The sequence below is a fragment of the Bacillus sp. FSL L8-0099 genome, assembly GCF_038006385.1.
GTDB lineage: Bacteria > Bacillota > Bacilli > Bacillales > Bacillaceae_G > Bacillus_A > Bacillus_A toyonensis.
The window spans coordinates 3,915,630-3,934,468 of record NZ_JBBOVC010000001.1 but is presented as its reverse complement, the minus strand read 5'-3'; the positions used below and the strand labels follow the sequence as shown (position 1 = coordinate 3,934,468).

General features: G+C 36.8%; 15 protein-coding genes. All 15 read left to right on the top strand.

What is annotated here, in order from left to right:
- The first annotated feature begins 135 nt into the window (after nt 1-135).
- The 15 genes from rsmH (at nt 136) to sigE (ending at nt 18,809) form a co-directional block, all read left to right on the top strand.
- On the top strand, nt 136-1,068 hold the full coding sequence (rsmH, locus tag MHH42_RS19760; protein ID WP_000472506.1) for a 16S rRNA (cytosine(1402)-N(4))-methyltransferase RsmH: 933 nt from the start codon (nt 136-138) through the stop codon (nt 1,066-1,068).
- 15 nt (nt 1,069-1,083) lie between these two features.
- The gene (ftsL, locus tag MHH42_RS19755; protein WP_000182809.1) at nt 1,084-1,446 is read left to right on the top strand and encodes a cell division protein FtsL; all 363 of its coding nucleotides are present in this window, start codon (nt 1,084-1,086) and stop codon (nt 1,444-1,446) included.
- Nucleotides 1,447-1,467: 21 nt separating this feature from the next.
- The gene (locus tag MHH42_RS19750; RefSeq protein ID WP_000739951.1) at nt 1,468-3,618 is read left to right on the top strand and encodes a penicillin-binding protein; all 2,151 of its coding nucleotides are present in this window, start codon (nt 1,468-1,470) and stop codon (nt 3,616-3,618) included.
- 81 nt (nt 3,619-3,699) lie between these two features.
- Entirely contained in the window at nt 3,700-5,616 is a 1,917-nt protein-coding gene (locus MHH42_RS19745) for a stage V sporulation protein D (RefSeq protein WP_001266240.1), read from the top strand.
- 208 nt (nt 5,617-5,824) lie between these two features.
- Nucleotides 5,825-7,300, top strand: a complete 1,476-nt coding sequence (locus MHH42_RS19740; RefSeq protein WP_000766323.1) for a UDP-N-acetylmuramoyl-L-alanyl-D-glutamate--2,6-diaminopimelate ligase — start codon at nt 5,825-5,827, stop codon at nt 7,298-7,300.
- 22 nt (nt 7,301-7,322) lie between these two features.
- Nucleotides 7,323-8,297, top strand: a complete 975-nt coding sequence (gene mraY / locus MHH42_RS19735; protein WP_000893065.1) for a phospho-N-acetylmuramoyl-pentapeptide-transferase — start codon at nt 7,323-7,325, stop codon at nt 8,295-8,297.
- Nucleotides 8,298-9,650, top strand: coding sequence for a UDP-N-acetylmuramoyl-L-alanine--D-glutamate ligase (gene murD / locus MHH42_RS19730; protein WP_000860109.1), 1,353 nt, complete (start codon nt 8,298-8,300; stop codon nt 9,648-9,650).
- Nucleotides 9,651-9,740: 90 nt separating this feature from the next.
- Nucleotides 9,741-10,832: a stage V sporulation protein E gene (gene spoVE, locus MHH42_RS19725; RefSeq protein WP_000753526.1), complete on the top strand. Its 1,092-nt coding sequence runs from the start codon at nt 9,741-9,743 to the stop codon at nt 10,830-10,832.
- A gap of 101 nt (nt 10,833-10,933) precedes the next feature.
- Nucleotides 10,934-12,028 carry an undecaprenyldiphospho-muramoylpentapeptide beta-N-acetylglucosaminyltransferase gene (gene murG / locus MHH42_RS19720; RefSeq protein WP_001265419.1) on the top strand — a complete coding sequence of 365 codons (1,095 nt, stop codon included), beginning with the start codon at nt 10,934-10,936 and terminating at the stop codon, nt 12,026-12,028.
- A 62-nt stretch (nt 12,029-12,090) separates the two neighbouring features.
- On the top strand, nt 12,091-12,996 hold the full coding sequence (murB, locus tag MHH42_RS19715) for a UDP-N-acetylmuramate dehydrogenase (RefSeq protein ID WP_000437054.1): 906 nt from the start codon (nt 12,091-12,093) through the stop codon (nt 12,994-12,996).
- Between the two features lie 98 nt (nt 12,997-13,094).
- Nucleotides 13,095-13,865 (top strand): cell division protein DivIB, encoded by a 771-nt coding sequence (gene divIB, locus MHH42_RS19710; protein ID WP_000798216.1) that lies wholly within the window; start codon nt 13,095-13,097, stop codon nt 13,863-13,865.
- A 401-nt stretch (nt 13,866-14,266) separates the two neighbouring features.
- Nucleotides 14,267-15,574: a cell division protein FtsA gene (gene ftsA, locus MHH42_RS19705; RefSeq protein WP_001087556.1), complete on the top strand. Its 1,308-nt coding sequence runs from the start codon at nt 14,267-14,269 to the stop codon at nt 15,572-15,574.
- Between the two features lie 39 nt (nt 15,575-15,613).
- Nucleotides 15,614-16,768 carry a cell division protein FtsZ gene (gene ftsZ, locus MHH42_RS19700; RefSeq protein WP_000888976.1) on the top strand — a complete coding sequence of 385 codons (1,155 nt, stop codon included), beginning with the start codon at nt 15,614-15,616 and terminating at the stop codon, nt 16,766-16,768.
- A gap of 384 nt (nt 16,769-17,152) precedes the next feature.
- Nucleotides 17,153-18,070 (top strand): sigma-E processing peptidase SpoIIGA, encoded by a 918-nt coding sequence (spoIIGA, locus tag MHH42_RS19695; RefSeq protein ID WP_000261990.1) that lies wholly within the window; start codon nt 17,153-17,155, stop codon nt 18,068-18,070.
- 19 nt (nt 18,071-18,089) lie between these two features.
- Entirely contained in the window at nt 18,090-18,809 is a 720-nt protein-coding gene (gene sigE / locus MHH42_RS19690) for an RNA polymerase sporulation sigma factor SigE (protein ID WP_000976947.1), read from the top strand.
- Nucleotides 18,810-18,839 lie beyond the last annotated feature (30 nt).

Here is an 18,839-nt window from a genome sequence, read left to right as displayed (position 1 = left end):
GTATAGTATGCTGCCTTTGTTGGTAAGTTAACTGAGTCGTTCTTTAGTAGTATTTCGTTCTCTGATCGTGAGAAATACGTTTAGAGGAAGAAATACATTTAACATAAATTAATTGGAAAAAGAGTAGGTGCAACAATGTTTAAACACGTAACAGTACTTTTGAAAGAAACAGTAGACGGCTTAGATATAAAGCCAGATGGTACATATGTAGATTGTACACTGGGGGGAGGAGGACATAGTTCTTATTTATTATCCCAATTGACTGATGGGGGAAAATTAATTGCTTTTGATCAAGATGAGATAGCGATTCAAAATGCAAAAGAAAAATTTTCTTCATACGGTGAGCAGTTTATAACGGTAAAGAGCAATTTCCGTTACTTATCTGAAAAACTACAGGAATTAGGCATAACAGAGGTAGACGGTATTTTATTCGATTTAGGTGTTTCATCCCCACAATTAGATACACCAGAGCGAGGCTTTAGTTATCATCATGATGCACCGTTAGATATGCGGATGGATCAAGATGCCCCATTAACAGCATATGATGTTATAAATAGCTGGTCATATGAACAACTCGTAAGAATTTTCTTCCAGTATGGTGAAGAGAAATTTTCAAAGCAAATAGCAAGAAAAATTGAAGCGTATCGTGAAAATAAAGCTATTGAAACGACAGGAGAATTAGTGGAATTAATAAAAGAAGGTATTCCGGCTCCTGCGCGTAGAACTGGTGGACATCCTGCGAAGCGAGTTTTCCAGGCAATCCGTATTGCTGTAAATGATGAATTGAAAGTATTTGAAGAAGCGTTGGAATCTGCTATTGAGATGGTCAAGCCTGGTGGAAGAGTTAGTGTTATAACATTCCATTCATTAGAAGACCGTATTTGTAAAACAACATTTAAGCGAAATAGTACAACGCCGCAATTGCCGCCAGGGTTACCAATTATCCCAGATGAATTTAAACCGAAATTAAAGCTTATTACAAGAAAACCGATTTTACCTTCTGATATAGAGCTGGAAGAAAATAATCGAGCGCGTTCTGCGAAGTTGAGAATCGCTGAAAAACGATAAAAAGGAGAGAGAGGTATGACTAATTTAGCTGTAAAGTACAAACAACAAGCGCAAGAAGAGGTACAAATTCAAACGCCCCCACAGCAGATGGTTAAGCCAAAGGTTAAAGCAAAGATTACAAGGGTCGAAAAACTGATGTATGTAGCGTTTATTGGCTTTTTATTGTATGCCTGTGTAGCGTTTATTGGGAATAAAGCAGGGCTTTATCAAGTTAATGTAGAAGCAGCGACGATCGAAGAAAAAATTGTACAGCAGCAAAAAGAAAATCAAGAATTGCAGGCTGAAGTAGAGAAGCTAAGTCGCTATGAACGAATCGCTGAAGTTGCAAAAAAACATGGGCTAGAAATTAATGCGAATAATGTGAAAGGCCTCAAGTAAGGCAATAGGTGTGAAGGAAAGATGAAGAAAAATATGACTAAATTTCATACCAATAAAGGAGCAGGTTATTTTATGATATTTTTCCTCCTGCTCTTTTTGCTGTTATTAGCCCGATTTTTTTACATACAAGCGACAGGAACAGTGCATAATCAGGATTTGGATGAACTTGCTAGGCAAAAACATAGTAAAACAGGAGTTCTCGAAGCGAATCGAGGAACGATTTATGACCAAAATGGTCATGTGTTAGCGCAAGATGCAAACTCTTATAAACTTGTAGCTGAATTAAAAGGTGCGAAACCTGTTGAGAATAAAGAGGATACTGCAAAGAAAATTGCGGGAGTACTAGGAAAAGGCGAAGAGGATATTTTAGCTGCATTAAATAAGGAAGGCAGAAGTCAAGTCGAATTTGGAACACTAGGCAAGGATTTGACGAGAGAACAGAAGAAACAAATAGAGGCATTGAATTTGCCGGGAATATCTTTTATTACAGAAAATGCAAGAGTGTATCCAAACGGTGATTTTGCGTCTTACGTCATAGGTCATGCGAAACCAAATGAAAAGGGAACTTCGGTAGGACAATTTGGCTTAGAAAAAAGTTTGGATAAATATTTAAGCGCTTCTAACGGAAAGGTAGCATATACAGGCGATCGTAAAGGTGTATCTCTTGATGGTGGCAAAGTGAACGTAGAGGCACCAAAAAATGGAGATAACGTGTATTTAACAATGGATCAACGGGTTCAAAGTTATTTAGAAGATGCGATGAAAGCGGCGAGTAAACAATATGATCCAGAAAGTTTAATAGGGATTGTTGCGGATCCGAAAACTGGAAAAATATTAGCGATGTCTACTAAACCTAGTTATGATCCTAATGATCGTCAAATTAAATATTTCTTCAATGATGCGATTTCAAATGCATTTGAACCGGGGTCAACAATGAAAATTTTCACATTAGCGGCAGCTATTAATGAAGGTGTGTACAAAGGACAAGATTATTATCAGTCTGGTACATATCAAGTTGGAAACCGGAAAATAAAAGATCATAATGGCGGTGCTGGCTGGGGCTCTATTACCTTCGATGAAGGGGTAGAGCGATCTTCAAACGTAGCGTTTGCTATTTTAGGTGATCAAAAACTTGGTCCAGAACGTTTCCGTAAATATATTAATGCTTTTGGGCTAGATGAGAAAACAAATATTGATTTACCTGGTGAAGGTTCTAATACAATTTTATTTGATCAGCAAATACAGCAAGTAACAACGGCTTTTGGACAAGGTTCTACTGTAACGCCAATTCAGCTTGTACAAGCTGCAACGTCAATTGCAAATGATGGGAAAATGATGAAACCATATGCGATTGACAAAATTGTAGATCCGATAACAGGGGAAGTAAAATTAGAGCATAAACCAGAAGAAGTAGGAAAGCCTGTTACAAAAGAAACAGCAGCGCAAGTAAGACAGTTGTTAGAACGTGTTGTTACATCTCCGAAAGGAACAGGAACTGCTTATAAAGTCGATGGATATTCAGTCGGTGGTAAAACAGGGACAGCGCAAATTCCGGATGGAAAAGGTGGCTATATGACAGGGAGAGAGAATTATATATTCTCATTCTTAGGGATGGCGCCGATGGACGATCCGCAACTTGTTGTGTATGTAGCTGTTAAACAGCCGAAATTGAAAGATGATGAGAACGGTGCACAGCCGTTAGCTGATATTTTTAAATATGTAACAAAAAATAGTTTAGAGTATTTAAAGATAAAGCCAAATGAAGTGAAAGATCCGAAGAAACATTTAAAAGAGCAACAAACTGCTGTTCCGGATGTAACTGGTAAAACGATGGCTGAAGCGGGGAAAGCGATTGAAAAAGCAAAACTCCGTCCAATCATACTAGGTGAAGGAAAAGTGCAGCAACAAGTACCGAAAGCAACTGAACAAACATTAAAAGGCGATCGAGTCTTCTTAGTGGGAGATAAGCCAACAATGCCAAATATACAAGGGTGGGCACTGCGTGATGTTATGAATTTGGCGAAAACATTACAGCTTAACTTAAAACCTTCTGGTACCGGATACGTAACTGAACAAAGTGTAGCAGAAGGAACGTTACTGCAACCGGGTACAGAATTAGGTGTAACACTAGTGCCACCACTTGAACCGCAACAAGAAGCAGAAAAACCATAATGGTAAGAAGCAAGGAGTTCTAATTAAATAAGTACAAGCATATATTGGAACAAGCTAGGCGTAAGGGAGGCTTGTTCCAATATGCGTGTATCAAATGTAACGGTTAGAAAAAGACTTATTTTTATACTTATATCAGGTATACTTATTTTCACTATCATCGATATTCGTCTTGGATATGTACAGTTTTTTCTTGGGAATATGTTAACGGATCGCGCGAAAGATTCGTGGAGTCGTAATATTACTTTTGAGCCTGAAAGAGGGAAAATTTTAGACCGAAACGGTGTGGAACTTGCCACAAATAAAAGTGCCCCAACGGTATTTGTAGTACCGAGGCAAATTGAAAAACCAGCAGAGACTGCAGAGAAGTTAGCTGCAGTATTAGGTGTGGAAAAAGACGAGATTTATAAGAGGGTTACAAAAAAGGAATCAATTGTAAGATTAGATAAGGGTGGCAGGAAAATATCGCATGACAAAGCGAAAGAGGTACGAGGATTAAGTTTAAAGGGAGTTTATATTGCAGAGGATTCTATCCGGTACTATCCATTTGGGAATTTTTTATCACACGTATTAGGGTTTGCAGGTAGTGATAATCAAGGTCTTATGGGGTTAGAAAAATATTATGATAAAGAGCTGAATGGTGATAAAGGTCATGTCCGTTTTTTTGCAGATGCGAAAGGACAAAGAATGCCTAATATTGGTGATGATTTCAAAAAACCAGAAGCTGGATTGAACTTAGGCTTAACAATTGATGCGCGTATTACGAGAATTATGGAAAGAGAAATGAATATCGCAGAGTCAACATATAATCCCGACGGTATGATTGCAATTGCAATGAATCCAAAAAATGGTGAGATTTTAGGCATGTCGAGTCGACCGAGTTTTGATCCAGCAGATTTTCAAAGTGTTTCTCCAGAAGTGTATAATAGAAATTTACCTGTATGGAGTACGTATGAGCCTGGTTCAACATTTAAGATCATTACGTTAGCGGCCGCTTTGAATGAAAATTTAGTAGACTTAGAGAAAGATACGTTTTATGATGATGGAGCAGCTGAAGTTGGTGGGGCCAGATTAAAATGTTGGAAAGCTGGAGGTCATGGTAGCCAGACGTTTTTAGAAGTCGTTCAAAACTCGTGTAACCCAGGGTTTATTGAACTTGGTGATCGTCTTGGTAAAGACAGATTGTTTAAATACATTCGCAACTTCGGCTTTGGACAGAAGACTGGAATCGACTTGCAAGGTGAAGGTAGTGGGATTTTATTTAATTTAGATAAAGTTGGTCCAGTTGAGCAAGCAACAACTTCATTTGGGCAGGGTGTTTCTGTTACACCAATTCAACAAGTAGCAGCTGTAGCAGCGGCTGTAAATGGTGGAACGTTATACCAACCATATATAGCTAAGGAATTTATTGATCCAAAAAATAATCAAGTTGTTAGTAAAAAAACACCTGTTGATAAAAGGAAAGTTATTTCCGAGGAAACTTCAGAAAAAGTTCGTTATGCATTAGAGAATGTTGTAGCGAAGGGATCTGGTAAAGGTGCGTTTATTGACGGATATCGTGTAGGTGGAAAAACAGGTACTGCTCAAAAGGTGAAAGATGGTAAATATTTAGAGAATAACTATATCGTATCTTTTATTGGTTTTGCTCCAGCGGATGATCCGCAAATTGTTGTTTATGTAGCTGTCGATAATCCAAAAGGAGTCACTCAATTTGGTGGAGTAGTAGCGGCTCCAATTGTTGGGAATATTCTTCGGGATGCACTTCCTGTTATGGGAGTGAAACCTAGAAAAGAACAAGTTGAGAAAGAATATAAATGGGGCGACACACCAACTGTTGAAGTTCCGAATTTAATTGGCATGAAAAAGAAAGATTTACAAACTCAACTTGTTGATTTGAAGCTAGATATAAGCGGAGATGGAGAGAAAGTAATTAAACAATCACCAGAAGCTGGGGCCAAGGTAAAAGAAGGCTCAAAAATTAGAATTTACTTCGGGAATTAAAGGTAACATAATGTGTTTTATGGTACAATTGGTGGAAGTGAGTTCTTTATAGAAGAGTTACTTAATTTGAGACAGGAAGTGTCTCATTAATAAATAGGTCTATGTATTAGACGATAGTAGCACGTACCTCCTATTTAAATTAACTAGGAGGTAATGTGTTGCTTACTAAAAAAGAGATAAATAAACAATGTAGAGAGGGTTTAGTGAAATGAAGTTGCATACACTTGTATCATGTTTGCATGATTTTCCAGTTGTTCCAAAAGAAAATCCAGAAATCACATCTATTGAAGCTGATTCACGTAAAGTGAAAGAAGGAAGCTTATTTGTATGTATGAAAGGGTATACGGTTGATAGCCATAATTTTGCTAAGCAAGCAGCGGCACAAGGAGCGGCTGCTATTGTTGCGGAAAGACCAATTGATGTTGACGTTCCAGTTGTACTTGTGAAAAATACTTTTCGTTCGTTAGCGGTTTTAGCTGATTATTTTTATGGTCAACCAACACACAAGTTACATTTAATCGGTATTACAGGTACAAATGGAAAGACAACAACATCGCATATTATGGATGAAATTATGCGCGCACATGGTCACAAAACAGGGCTAATTGGAACGATTAATATGAAAATCGGTGATGAAACATTTGAGGTGAAAAATACAACACCAGATGCACTAACACTTCAACAGACGTTTTCAAAAATGGTTGAACAAGGTGTAGATAGCACAGTAATGGAAGTTTCGTCTCATGCTTTAGATCTTGGGCGTGTACACGGATGCGATTATGATGTTGCAGTATTTACGAATTTAACACAAGATCATTTAGACTATCATAAAACGATGGAAGAATATAAACATGCGAAGGGCTTGCTTTTTGCACAGCTTGGCAATAGTTATAATCATAATCGTAAAAAATACGCTGTATTGAACAGCGATGATCCAGTTACGGAAGAGTATATGAGAAGCACAGCGGCAACTGTTGTAACTTACGGTATAGATGTTTCAAGTGACATTATGGCTAAAGATATCGTTATGACGAGCGGTGGTACGACATTTACACTTGTAACACCGTATGAAAGTGTAGATGTTACGATGAAATTAATTGGTAAGTTTAATGTATACAATGTGTTGGCTGCTACAGCAGCAGGGCTTGTTTCGGGCGTAAGCTTACAAACAATTATTGATGTAATTAAAGAGCTTGCTGGTGTGCCTGGACGTTTTGAAGTTGTTGATGGAGGACAAAATTACACAGTTATTGTGGATTATGCACATACACCTGATAGCTTAGAGAACGTTCTAAAAACAGCGAAACAGTTTGCGAACGGTGATGTGTATTGTATCGTTGGTTGTGGTGGTGATAGAGATCGCACGAAAAGGCCAGTGATGGCAAGTGTCGCGGTAGAATATGCAACTCAAGCGATTTATACATCAGACAATCCAAGAAGCGAAGATCCAGTGGCTATTCTAGATGATATGATAAAAGATGCAAAAGGGAATAATTATGAAGTAATTGTTGATCGAAAAGAAGCGATACGTTATGCTATTTCGAAAGCCAAAGCAGAAGATATTATTATTATTGCTGGTAAAGGGCATGAAACGTATCAAATTATTGGTAAAGAAGTTCATCATTTTGACGATCGTGAAGTTGCTAAAGAAGCAATTACAGGGCGTCTAAACAACGAAGAGTAACAACGTGAGAGGAGGACTACATGTGCTTGAGCAAGGTTTATTAGTAACGGCAGGGGTAGCATTCTTAATTTCTGTTGCCCTTTCGCCACTGTTTATTCCATTTTTAAGAAAATTAAAGTTCGGACAGAGTATTCGTGATGAGGGACCGAAGTCACATCAAAAAAAATCAGGGACACCAACGATGGGCGGTATTGTCATATATGTATCTATGATGGTAACGACCTTAATTATGGCAATTAAGTTTAATCATTTAGGTGCAGAGGTTTCGTTACTATTATTGGTGACATTTGGTTATGGATTAATTGGTTTTTTAGATGACTACATAAAGGTAGTTAAGAAAAGAAATCTTGGTTTAACATCGAAACAAAAATTACTAGGACAGCTTATTATTGCAATTGCGTTCTTTTTAATTGGAAAAGGGCAAGCATTTCACACATACATTATGATTCCAGGGACGGATGTTAAGTTTGAACTAAGCTGGGCGTATTTTGTTCTTGTATTATTTATGCTTATTGGTGGGTCGAATGCAGTTAACTTAACTGATGGTTTAGATGGTTTATTATCGGGAACAGCCGCTATTGCATTTGGAGCGTTTAGTATTATTGCTGTGGCACAAGAGCAATTCGGAGTAGCAATATTCTGTATGGCAGTTGTAGGAGCTGTACTTGGATTTTTAGTATTCAATGCGAATCCAGCGAAAGTATTTATGGGAGATACGGGTTCCTTAGCTTTAGGTGGAGCGATCGCAGCTGTAGCAATTTTACTAAAACAAGAATTGTTACTTGTAATTATTGGTGGAGTATTCGTAATGGAAACTTTATCTGTTATTATTCAAGTCATTTCGTTTAAAACAACCGGAAAGCGTGTCTTTAAAATGAGTCCATTACACCATCATTATGAATTATGTGGTTGGTCAGAATGGCGCGTCGTTGTGACGTTTTGGTCTGTAGGATTTTTATTAGCTATGTTAGGAATTTATATCGGGGTGTGGATGTAATTGAAAACTGTAACTGAATTTCAAAATAAAAATATTCTTGTATTAGGCATTGCAAAAAGTGGTTATGCAGCAGCTACCTTGTTACAAAAATTAGGGGCAAATGTTATTGTAAATGACGGAAAGCCTTTAGCAGAAAATACGCTTGCTGCAGAATTACAAGCAAAAGGAATGGACGTTGTATGCGGGGGGCATCCTTTGGAATTATTAGAGAGAAATATTTCTCTTGTAGTAAAAAATCCAGGGATTCCGTATTCTAACCCAATATTAGTTGCTGCGAAAGAAAAGCAGATTCCAATCGTTACGGAAGTTGAATTAGCATACCGTATTTCAGAAGCGCCATTTGTTGGCATTACGGGGTCTAACGGTAAAACGACGACGACAATGCTTACGTTTGAAATGCTAAAAGAAGGACGAAAGCATCCTATTATTGCAGGGAACATAGGCACTGTAGCTTGTGAAGTAGCACAGGATGCAAAAGAGAATGAAGTTGTAGTTACAGAACTTTCATCGTTCCAACTGATGGGAGTAGAATCTTTCCAGCCTAAAATCGCTGTGTTTTTAAACTTATTTGAGGCCCACTTAGATTATCATGGGACGAAAAAAGAATATGGTTTAGCAAAAGCTAATATTTTTAAAAACCAAACAGAAAACGATTATAGTGTAATAAATGCAGATGATGCAGATGTGATGGCTTTATCTGCTTATAGTAAAGGTCAAAAAATACTATTCTCGACAGCGAAAGAAAATGAAGATGGTGCGTGTATAAAGGATAACGCTCTTTATTTCAAAGGTGAAAAAGTTGTTGAAGTAAGCGATATTGTTTTACCTGGTCAGCATAATTTAGAGAATATTTTAGCTGCGATGAGTATTGCGAAACTATTAGGTGTTTCTAATGAAGCTATTACGGTTGTGTTAAAACGTTTTACAGGTGTAAAACATCGATTAGAATATGTAACAACTATTAACAACCGTAAGTTTTATAATGACTCAAAAGCGACGAATATGTTAGCGACTGAGAAAGCTTTATCTGCGTTTACACAACCAATTGTGTTATTAGCAGGTGGGCTTGATCGTGGAAATGAATTCGATGATTTAATTCCATATTTCAAAAATGTAAAAGCGCTTGTAACATTTGGACAAACAGCACCAAAATTAGTAAGAGCAGCAGAAAAAGTGGGATTAGATATAATTGAAAGTGTCGACACTTTAGATGAAGCAGTAGTGAAAGCTTACGCTCATTCTACGGAGGGCGATGTAATTCTTCTTTCCCCAGCATGTGCAAGCTGGGATCAATTTAAAACATTTGAAGAAAGAGGAGACATTTTTATACAAGCTGTGCATAAACTTATATAAAGTAAATCAAAACATCAGTAGGCTAACACCTGCTGATGTTTTGTTACATAGGGCAAAAGATTCTGCCTAAAGAGGTGGTGTTCATGGCTAATGAAGAAGACGCCTGATTATATTCTTATTATCGTTACACTTGCGTTGTTAACAATCGGAATGATTATGGTTTATAGTGCGAGTGCGGTTTGGGCCTCTTATAAAATGGGTGATTCATTCTTTTTTGCAAAAAGACAATTGTTGTTTGCGAGTATTGGTGTAGTGGCTATGTTTTTTATCATGAAAATTGATTATTGGGTGTGGCGGACATATTCAAAAGTAATTTTGCTAGTTTGTTTCGTTCTTCTCATTCTCGTTCTAATTCCAGGAGTAGGTCTTGTCCGTGGGGGAGCACGAAGTTGGATTGGAATCGGTGCATTTTCCATTCAACCGTCAGAGTTTATGAAATTCGCGATGATTATTTTTTTAGCGAAATTTTTAGCGGAACGACAAAAGTTAATTACATCGTTTAAACGTGGATTACTACCTGCTCTTAGTTTTGTATTTCTTGCTTTTGGGATGATTATGTTACAGCCAGATCTTGGTACGGGAACGGTAATGGTTGGGACATGTATTATTATGATATTTATCTCGGGAGCAAGGGTCTTTCATTTTGCAATGTTTGGTTTGCTTGGTGTAGCAGGATTTGTAGGGTTAATTGCATCAGCACCATATCGAATGAAACGCATCACATCATATTTAGATCCGTGGTCAGATCCGCTCGGAAGTGGATTTCAAATTATTCAATCGTTACTCGCAATTGGACCTGGTGGTTTATTTGGGCTTGGACTTGGGCAAAGTAGACAAAAATTTCTTTATTTACCTGAACCACAAACAGACTTTATATTTGCAATTTTATCCGAGGAATTAGGTTTTATTGGCGGTTCATTTGTGTTATTATTATTTAGTCTATTACTATGGCGCGGGATTCGTATAGCATTAGGAGCGCCAGATTTATATGGTACGTTTTTAGCAGTAGGTATTGTGGCGATGATTGCGATTCAAGTAATGATTAATGTTGGTGTTGTAACGGGACTAATGCCTGTTACGGGTATTACTTTGCCATTTTTAAGTTATGGTGGATCAAGTTTGACCTTAATGTTAATGGCAGTAGGTGTATTATTGAATATAAGTCGCCATTCTCGCTATTAAACCCTGTTTAAAAGACAGGGTTTTTCGTATGTGTGGAAAATACAATATGTATATGGAAATAAATACAATTGAATAAGAACAGGGAAGTGGAGGAATTAGTAGTGCGAGTATTAGTAAGTGGTGGGGGTACTGGAGGCCATATTTATCCAGCTCTTGCTTTAATTAGAGAAATAAAAAAATTAAATCCGGAAGCAAGATTTTTATACATTGGTACAGAAAATGGATTAGAGAGTACCATCGTTCCAAAAGCTGGTATTCCGTTCCAATCTATTGTTATAAGTGGATTTAAACGAAAAATATCGTTAGATAATGTGAAAACGGTTATGCGTTTTCTAAAGGGTGTACAAGATAGTAAACGATATATTCGTCGTTTTAATCCGGATATAGTGATTGGAACGGGTGGATACGTATGTGGACCTGTTGTATATGCGGCAGCAAAACTAGGTATTCCAACTATTGTACATGAACAAAATAGTGTACCAGGTGTAACGAATAAATTTTTAAGTCGTTACGTTGATAAAGTTGCGGTTTGTTTTGAAGCAGCTACAGAACATTTTCCACAGTCAAAAGTGGTAATGACAGGTAATCCGCGAGCATCAGAGGTAATGGATCAAAACGGAATGAAAGGGAAACGTTCAGTTGGTCTATCTCTTCCTAAAAAGTCCGTACTTATTTTTGGGGGAAGTCGCGGAGCTAGACCGATTAACGATGCTTTCGTAGAAGCAATTGAACAGTTTGGAAATAAAAGTTACGAAGTATTGTACGTAACAGGTGAAGTGCATTATGACAAAGTGATGGATGCTGTGAAGGAAAAAGGCAATCCGAATAATGTTATTATTAAACCTTTCATTCATAATATGCCAGAGGTACTAACTGGCGTTGATCTTGTTGTTTCAAGAGCCGGAGCAACAACACTTGCAGAATTAACAGCATTAGGTAAGCCGAGTGTGTTAATTCCGAGTCCGTACGTAACAAATAACCATCAGGAGAAGAATGCACTTTCAGTTGTTGATAAAGGAGCGGCGAAAATGTTACTTGAAAAAGAATTAACAGCTGAAACGCTTATTCGTGATATTGATGAGATTTTATTAGATACACAAACATTACAAAATATGAAGCTAGCTGCTAAGCAACTAGGTATTCCTGATGCAGCAAATAAGTTGTATGGAGTAATGAATAAGCTTGTGAAAAAATAACGTTAGGTGAACGCCCTGCATATTACTGTAATAAGGAAACTTAATATTGGGGGAGAGCGTCTATGGAACAATTAGTAAATGAGCTTATAGAAGCAAATGTTGGTCGCGTGTTAGTTAACGAGCCGTTAGCACGTTATACAACTATGAAGATAGGTGGACCAGCTGATATTTTAATTGTGCCAAAGCATGTTGCCGGTATTGAGAAAATATTGCAGTTAGTAAAGAAATATAAAATAAAGTGGACTGTAATTGGTCGAGGTTCAAACCTTCTTGTATCTGATAAAGGGATAGAAGGCGTTGTTATTCGTTTAGGAGAAGGATTAGACCACTTAGAGGTCGAAAAACATAGGGTAAGAGTTGGTGGCGGATATCCCCTTATTAAATTGTCAACATTACTTAGTCGCCAAGGGTTGGCTGGATTGGAATTTGCAAGTGGTATTCCAGGGAGTGTCGGTGGTGCAGTGTATATGAATGCTGGAGCACATAAATCAGACATATCAAACATATTGTCAAAGGCTCTAATTCTATTTGAAAACGGAACAATTGAATGGTTAACGAATAGAGGAATGGAGTTTTCATATCGTACATCTGTATTGCAAACGAAACGTCCTGGTATTGTTTTGGAGGCGGAGTTTCAATTACAGGTAGGAGAGCGTGAGAAAATCGTAAGAAACATGCAAAAGAATAAAGATTACCGCCGTGAAACACAACCGTGGAATCATCCTTGTGCTGGAAGTGTGTTTCGGAATCCAATCCCGTATTTTGCAGGAGATTTAGTAGAGAAAGCTGGGCTTCGTGGCTATCAAATAGGTGGAGCTCAAATTTCTGAAATGCATGGGAATTTTATTATTAATACTGGGGGAGCCTCAGCGCAAGATGTATTAGATTTGATTTCATTAATAAAGCATACAATTAAGGATAAATTTGGTGTAGAAATGCACACAGAAGTAGAAATCATTGGAAGATAACGGTTATTCATTCCGCTCATTATCATTTATGTTATAATAAGAAGATAAGAACGGCATGAGGAACATGCCGTTCTTTATGTTACATAGGGGGATCGTACATGAAAAATAGTAAAGTGATTAAACTACAAGATCGTGTACCAAAATTAAAAAATCAAAAGAAAAAAAACAAAAAAAATGTTAATCATCGGTTGATTTTATACATATCAATTTTATTTTTATTAGTACTCTTTTTAATTTATTTTCGGTCTCCGCTTAGTAATATAAAAAAGATAAGTGTGTATGGAAATCATTATATGACAGATGACCAAGTAATGAAGGAATCAGGTGTGACATATGATACAAGTTATTTCCGAGTGACAGCACATAAAGCGGAAGAAAATTTAACGAAACGAAAAGAAATTAAAGCAGTAAATGTAAAAAAACGTTTTCCAAACAAAATTGATGTTCATATTAAAGAATATGTAACGATTGGTTATATAAACAAAGATGGAAAATTACAACCGTTATTAGAAAATGGGAAAACACTTGATGTACTCCCGAATGGAAAACTTCCTGTTGCAGCACCAATTTTTGAACCTTTTAAAGAGGAGAAAATGAAGGGACTAATTGCTGAACTAGAAAAGTTAACTCCGACTATTTTAAGGTCTATTTCTGAAATTCGTTATTCACCGACGAATGCGAATGAAGACCATCTTACTTTATATATGAATGAAGGATATGAAGTGAGCACTACGATTCAAAATTTCGCAAAGCGTATGGAAACTTATCCACTTATTTTAAAAACAATTGAGCCAGGTAAGAAGGTGTTAATTGACTTAGAAGTAGGTGCATATACGAAAGAGTTAGGTGTAGAAGAAAAAAAAGAATAGAACGGTAGTATTCACTGCATTAATATAGAAAAAAGAGAAACGAATGTTCTATCATATGCATACGAATTTACTAGAATGGTTCATTTGATGAAAAATATGTAAAAATTCTTAGATTCATACTAGGATTGGTACAAGTTTCACTTTTCTATGAGTACATCTTAGTGTAGACTTATACTTGGCGGTAATTTTTACACTTGAAATAAAATTATTTCAAGATAAGCAGTTCTTCACAGGTTACTGCGATATTCTTAAATGAATGTTAAATAAAAATAAGAAAAATATAGGGTTAAAAAAGGGAAACGTATAAAGACGTTGAATATTTTTCTTATAAATAGTAAAGTTGCGATTGTTGTTCCATATATTGAGTTGTATGGTATAAATAAAGAAGGAGGTGCCAAAGAATGAACAGCAATGAAATATATGTTAGTCTTGACATCGGTACATCCAATGTTAAAGTCATCATTGGTGAAATGGTTAATGACAGCTTAAACATTATTGGTGTTGGAAATGTAAAATCGAATGGTTTAAAGAAGGGATCGATAGTCGATATAGATGAGACTGTTCGATCAATTAAAAAAGCAATTGAACAAGCTGAGCGCATGGTGGGAATCCACATTGAGCAAGTTGTAGTAGGTGTCAATGCAAACCAGGTACAGCTACTTCCTTGTCATGGAGTAGTCGCTGTTTCAAATGAAGATCGTGAAATCGGGAATGAAGATGTCTTACGCGTTCTAGATGCAGCACAAGTTGTGTCAATTGCTCCAGAACGTGAGTTTATTGATGTGGTACCTCGACAGTTCATCGTAGACGGTCTTGACGAGATTAACGATCCACGTGGAATGATCGGTGTAAGATTAGAAATGGAAGGTACACTTATTACAGGATCGAGAACCTTACTACATAACTTACTTCGTTGTGTAGAAAAAGCAGGTCTTGAAATTGTTGATATTTGTCTTCAACCTTTAGCGGCTGCAACAGTTGCTATATCTTCGGATGAAAAAAATAGAGGAGTAGCCCTTGTTGATATGGGGGGAGGATCTACGACTTTATCTATTTTTAAAGATGGAGAGTTACAAGCGACAAGCGTATTACCATTAGGTGGAGACCATATAACGAAGGATATTGCGATTGGGTTGAAAACTTCAACAGAAAATGCAGATCAAATTAAGTTGAAATATGGACATGCTTTTTATGATACAGCATCGGAAGAAGAAATGTTTACGGTTCCTATTATGGGAAGCGATCAAACAGAACAATATTCTCAGTTGGAGTTATCGGATATTATCGAGGCTCGTGTAGAGGAAATTTTAATGTTTGTTCAAGATGAAGTACGTAAGTTAGGAGTAAAGCAAGTAGCTTCTGGGTATGTACTAACTGGTGGAATAGCTTCTATGCCAGGTGTTCTTGATCTTGCATATGATATTTTACATGAAAATGTTCGTGTAGCAACTCCTGACTATATTGGTGTGCGTGAGCCCCAATATACAAGTGGAGTTGGATTAATTAAACATTCATATCAAAAAGCTAAATTACGTGGGAAAAATGTGCAGGAAAAGCAAGAACATTTTGAACCAGTACCAGCACCAGCACCAATGCCGGTACAACAACAACCTGCGAAACAAAAAACCCGTAATCAAAACAATAATAATCAAAATGATGACCGTATGATGTCAAAAGTAAAACGTGTATTCCGTTATTTATGGGATTAAAATTGGACACGAAAAATGAGGTTCTAGGGGGATTTCGACATGTTAGAGTTTGATACTACTCAAGATCAATTAGCGAATATAAAAGTTATCGGTGTCGGCGGTGGCGGAAACAATGCTGTAAACCGTATGATTGAGCACGGTGTACAAGGTGTTGACTTTATCGCTGTGAATACTGATGCACAAGCGTTAAATCTATCAAAAGCTGAAACAAAAATGCAAATTGGTGGAAAATTAACGCGTGGACTTGGTGCAGGCGCAAACCCTGAAGTAGGGAAAAAAGCGGCAGAAGAAAGTAAAGAACAGATCCAAGAAGCACTTCGTGGTGCAGATATGGTATTCGTAACTGCTGGTATGGGCGGCGGAACTGGAACTGGTGCAGCTCCAGTTGTTGCTCAAGTTGCAAAAGAACTAGGTGCATTAACAGTTGGTGTTGTAACACGTCCATTTACGTTTGAAGGACGTAAGCGTGCAACACAAGCTGCGTCTGGTATTGCGGCATTTAAAGAAAATGTAGATACACTTATTGTAATTCCAAACGATCGCTTATTAGAGATTGTTGATAAAAATACGCCAATGTTAGAAGCGTTCCGTGAAGCAGATAACGTATTACGTCAAGGTGTACAAGGTATTTCTGATTTAATTGCTACACCAGGTCTAATTAACTTAGACTTCGCAGACGTAAAAACAATTATGTCTAATAGAGGTTCTGCTTTAATGGGTATCGGTTCTGGTAATGGGGAAAATCGTGCTGCTGAAGCTGCGAAAAAAGCGATTTCTAGTCCATTACTAGAAACATCTATTGATGGAGCTCAAGGTGTTATTATGAATATTACGGGTGGAGCTAACTTAAGCTTATACGAAGTACAAGAAGCAGCAGACATTGTAGCTTCAGCTTCGGATCCAGAAGTAAATATGATCTTCGGTTCTGTTATTAATGAAGGATTAAAAGATGATATCATTGTAACTGTAATTGCAACTGGTTTTGATGATAGTATTGCAACTCAACCACCAAAACCAATGATTCGTCCGAATGCGAATCACGCGCAACAACAGCAACAACCAGTAGCTCAGCCTTCAAAACAACGTGAAGTAAAACGTGAAATGAAGCGTGAAGAGCCGGTTGTACATGAGCGTCATTCAGATTCAGATGATATCGATATTCCAGCATTTTTACGTAACCGTCGTAGACGATAAAAAAAGGGGCATTCATGCTCCTTTTTTGTTTCTGAATGGAAAAGACCTGCTAAGCAGGTCTTTTTTTATTTTGTATATTTAAATTTATCTCGCATTAACGGCCGTAAAAGCTCGGTTTATGTGGGTTAAAAGGAACCGATTCTACTGATTAAAATTGCGCGTTAAAGTTGTAGTACAGGATTTTTAATTTTCGTTACATATAGTTCAGCCCATCTGTCGGTAAAAAATAAAAACATATCATTCTATGAAACTATACTTTTATTTTTTACCGACAGATTATGTCTAGAAATCACAAAATAACAAAAAAACACCTCCGCAAATTGACACACTTTCCCATTGGATATGCATTATACTAGTCTCAACTTAAAAAAAGAGGTGAATTGTTTGGTTGTTTACGCCGACGTTGTTTGGTTGTTAAACGCCTGCATTGATTTTCTTTTACTTTTATTAACAGCTACCGTGTTAAAAAAGAAGATCAAAAGATGGAGGCTTGTGTTAGGGGCATTTATAGGTTCCACCATTGTTATTTTTGCCTTTACTCCTTTTGCTTCTATGATGACACATCCGATTATGAAACTACTGTACTCGTTACTTATTGTGTATACAGCCTTTGGGTTTACAACGTTTAGAAATTATACACAAACTGTTTTTACTTTTTACTTTGTCACTTTTATGGTTGGTGGAGGATTAATGGGAACTCATTTCTTTTTGCAAACGAATGAGATGGTAAATGGATTGGTTCAATCTCAATCGATTTCTTACGGTGATCCAATTAGTTGGTTGTTTGTTATTTTAGGTTTTCCAGTAATTTATTATTTTTCTAAAAAGCGTATTGAAAGCGTAGAAATCACGAAAATACACTATGACCAAATCGTGAAAGTGAAAATTCAATTAGCTGAAGAAGAATTGGAACTAGCAGGTTTAATTGACAGTGGGAATCAACTTTACGACCCGTTAACAAAAACACCCGTAATGATTATGCATATTTCATCATTAGAACATTGTTTGCCATCTTGGTTAACAGAACAAATTTATTCCAAAACAGAAATTCCTCAAATACCAGAAAAAGATTCTGGATGGGCGACAAAATTACGCTTAATTCCTTTCCGAGCAGTAGGAGTAGAGAGTCAATTTTTGTGGGCAATTAAGCCTGATAGTGTGCAAGTTGATCATGAAGGTAGTTCAATCGTTGTAAACAAAGTATTGATTGGGTTAAATACACAACAACTGTCTACCAACGGAGAGTATCAATGCATTGTACATCCAAAAATGTTGATTTCGCAAAAAATGGTAATTGCTTAATTATGAGAGGCGGGATAATATGATGAAATTAAAATTTTATTTAGTATACCTTTGGTATAAAGTATTGCTGAAACTAGGAATTAAGACCGATGAAATTTATTATATTGGTGGAAGTGAAGCGTTGCCACCGCCGTTAACGAAAGAAGAAGAAGAAGTTCTTTTGAATAAATTGCCAAAAGGCGATCAAGCGGCAAGGTCATTACTTATTGAACGCAACTTACGGCTAGTTGTATATATAGCAAGGAAATTTGAAAATACAGGGATAAATATTGAAGATTTAATCAGTATAGGAACAATTGGCCTTATTAAAGCGGTAAATACATTTAATCCAGAAAAGAAAATAAAATTAGCAACATATGCATCTCGTTGTATAGAAAATGAGATTTTAATGCATTTGCGCCGAAATAATAAAAATCGTTCGGAAGTGTCTTTTGATGAACCGCTTAACATTGATTGGGATGGGAATGAACTGTTGTTATCAGATGTATTAGGTACAGATGATGATATTATTACAAAAGATTTAGAGGCTACTGTAGATCGTCATCTTCTAATGAAAGCATTGCACCAATTAAATGATCGGGAAAAACAAATTATGGAGCTTCGATTTGGGCTTGCTGGAGAAGAGGAAAAGACGCAAAAAGATGTGGCGGATATGCTTGGGATTTCACAGTCATACATTTCACGTTTAGAAAAAAGAATCATAAAAAGGTTACGAAAAGAATTTAATAAAATGGTGTAAAGAATAAGACCAGCCTTTATGTAGGCTGGT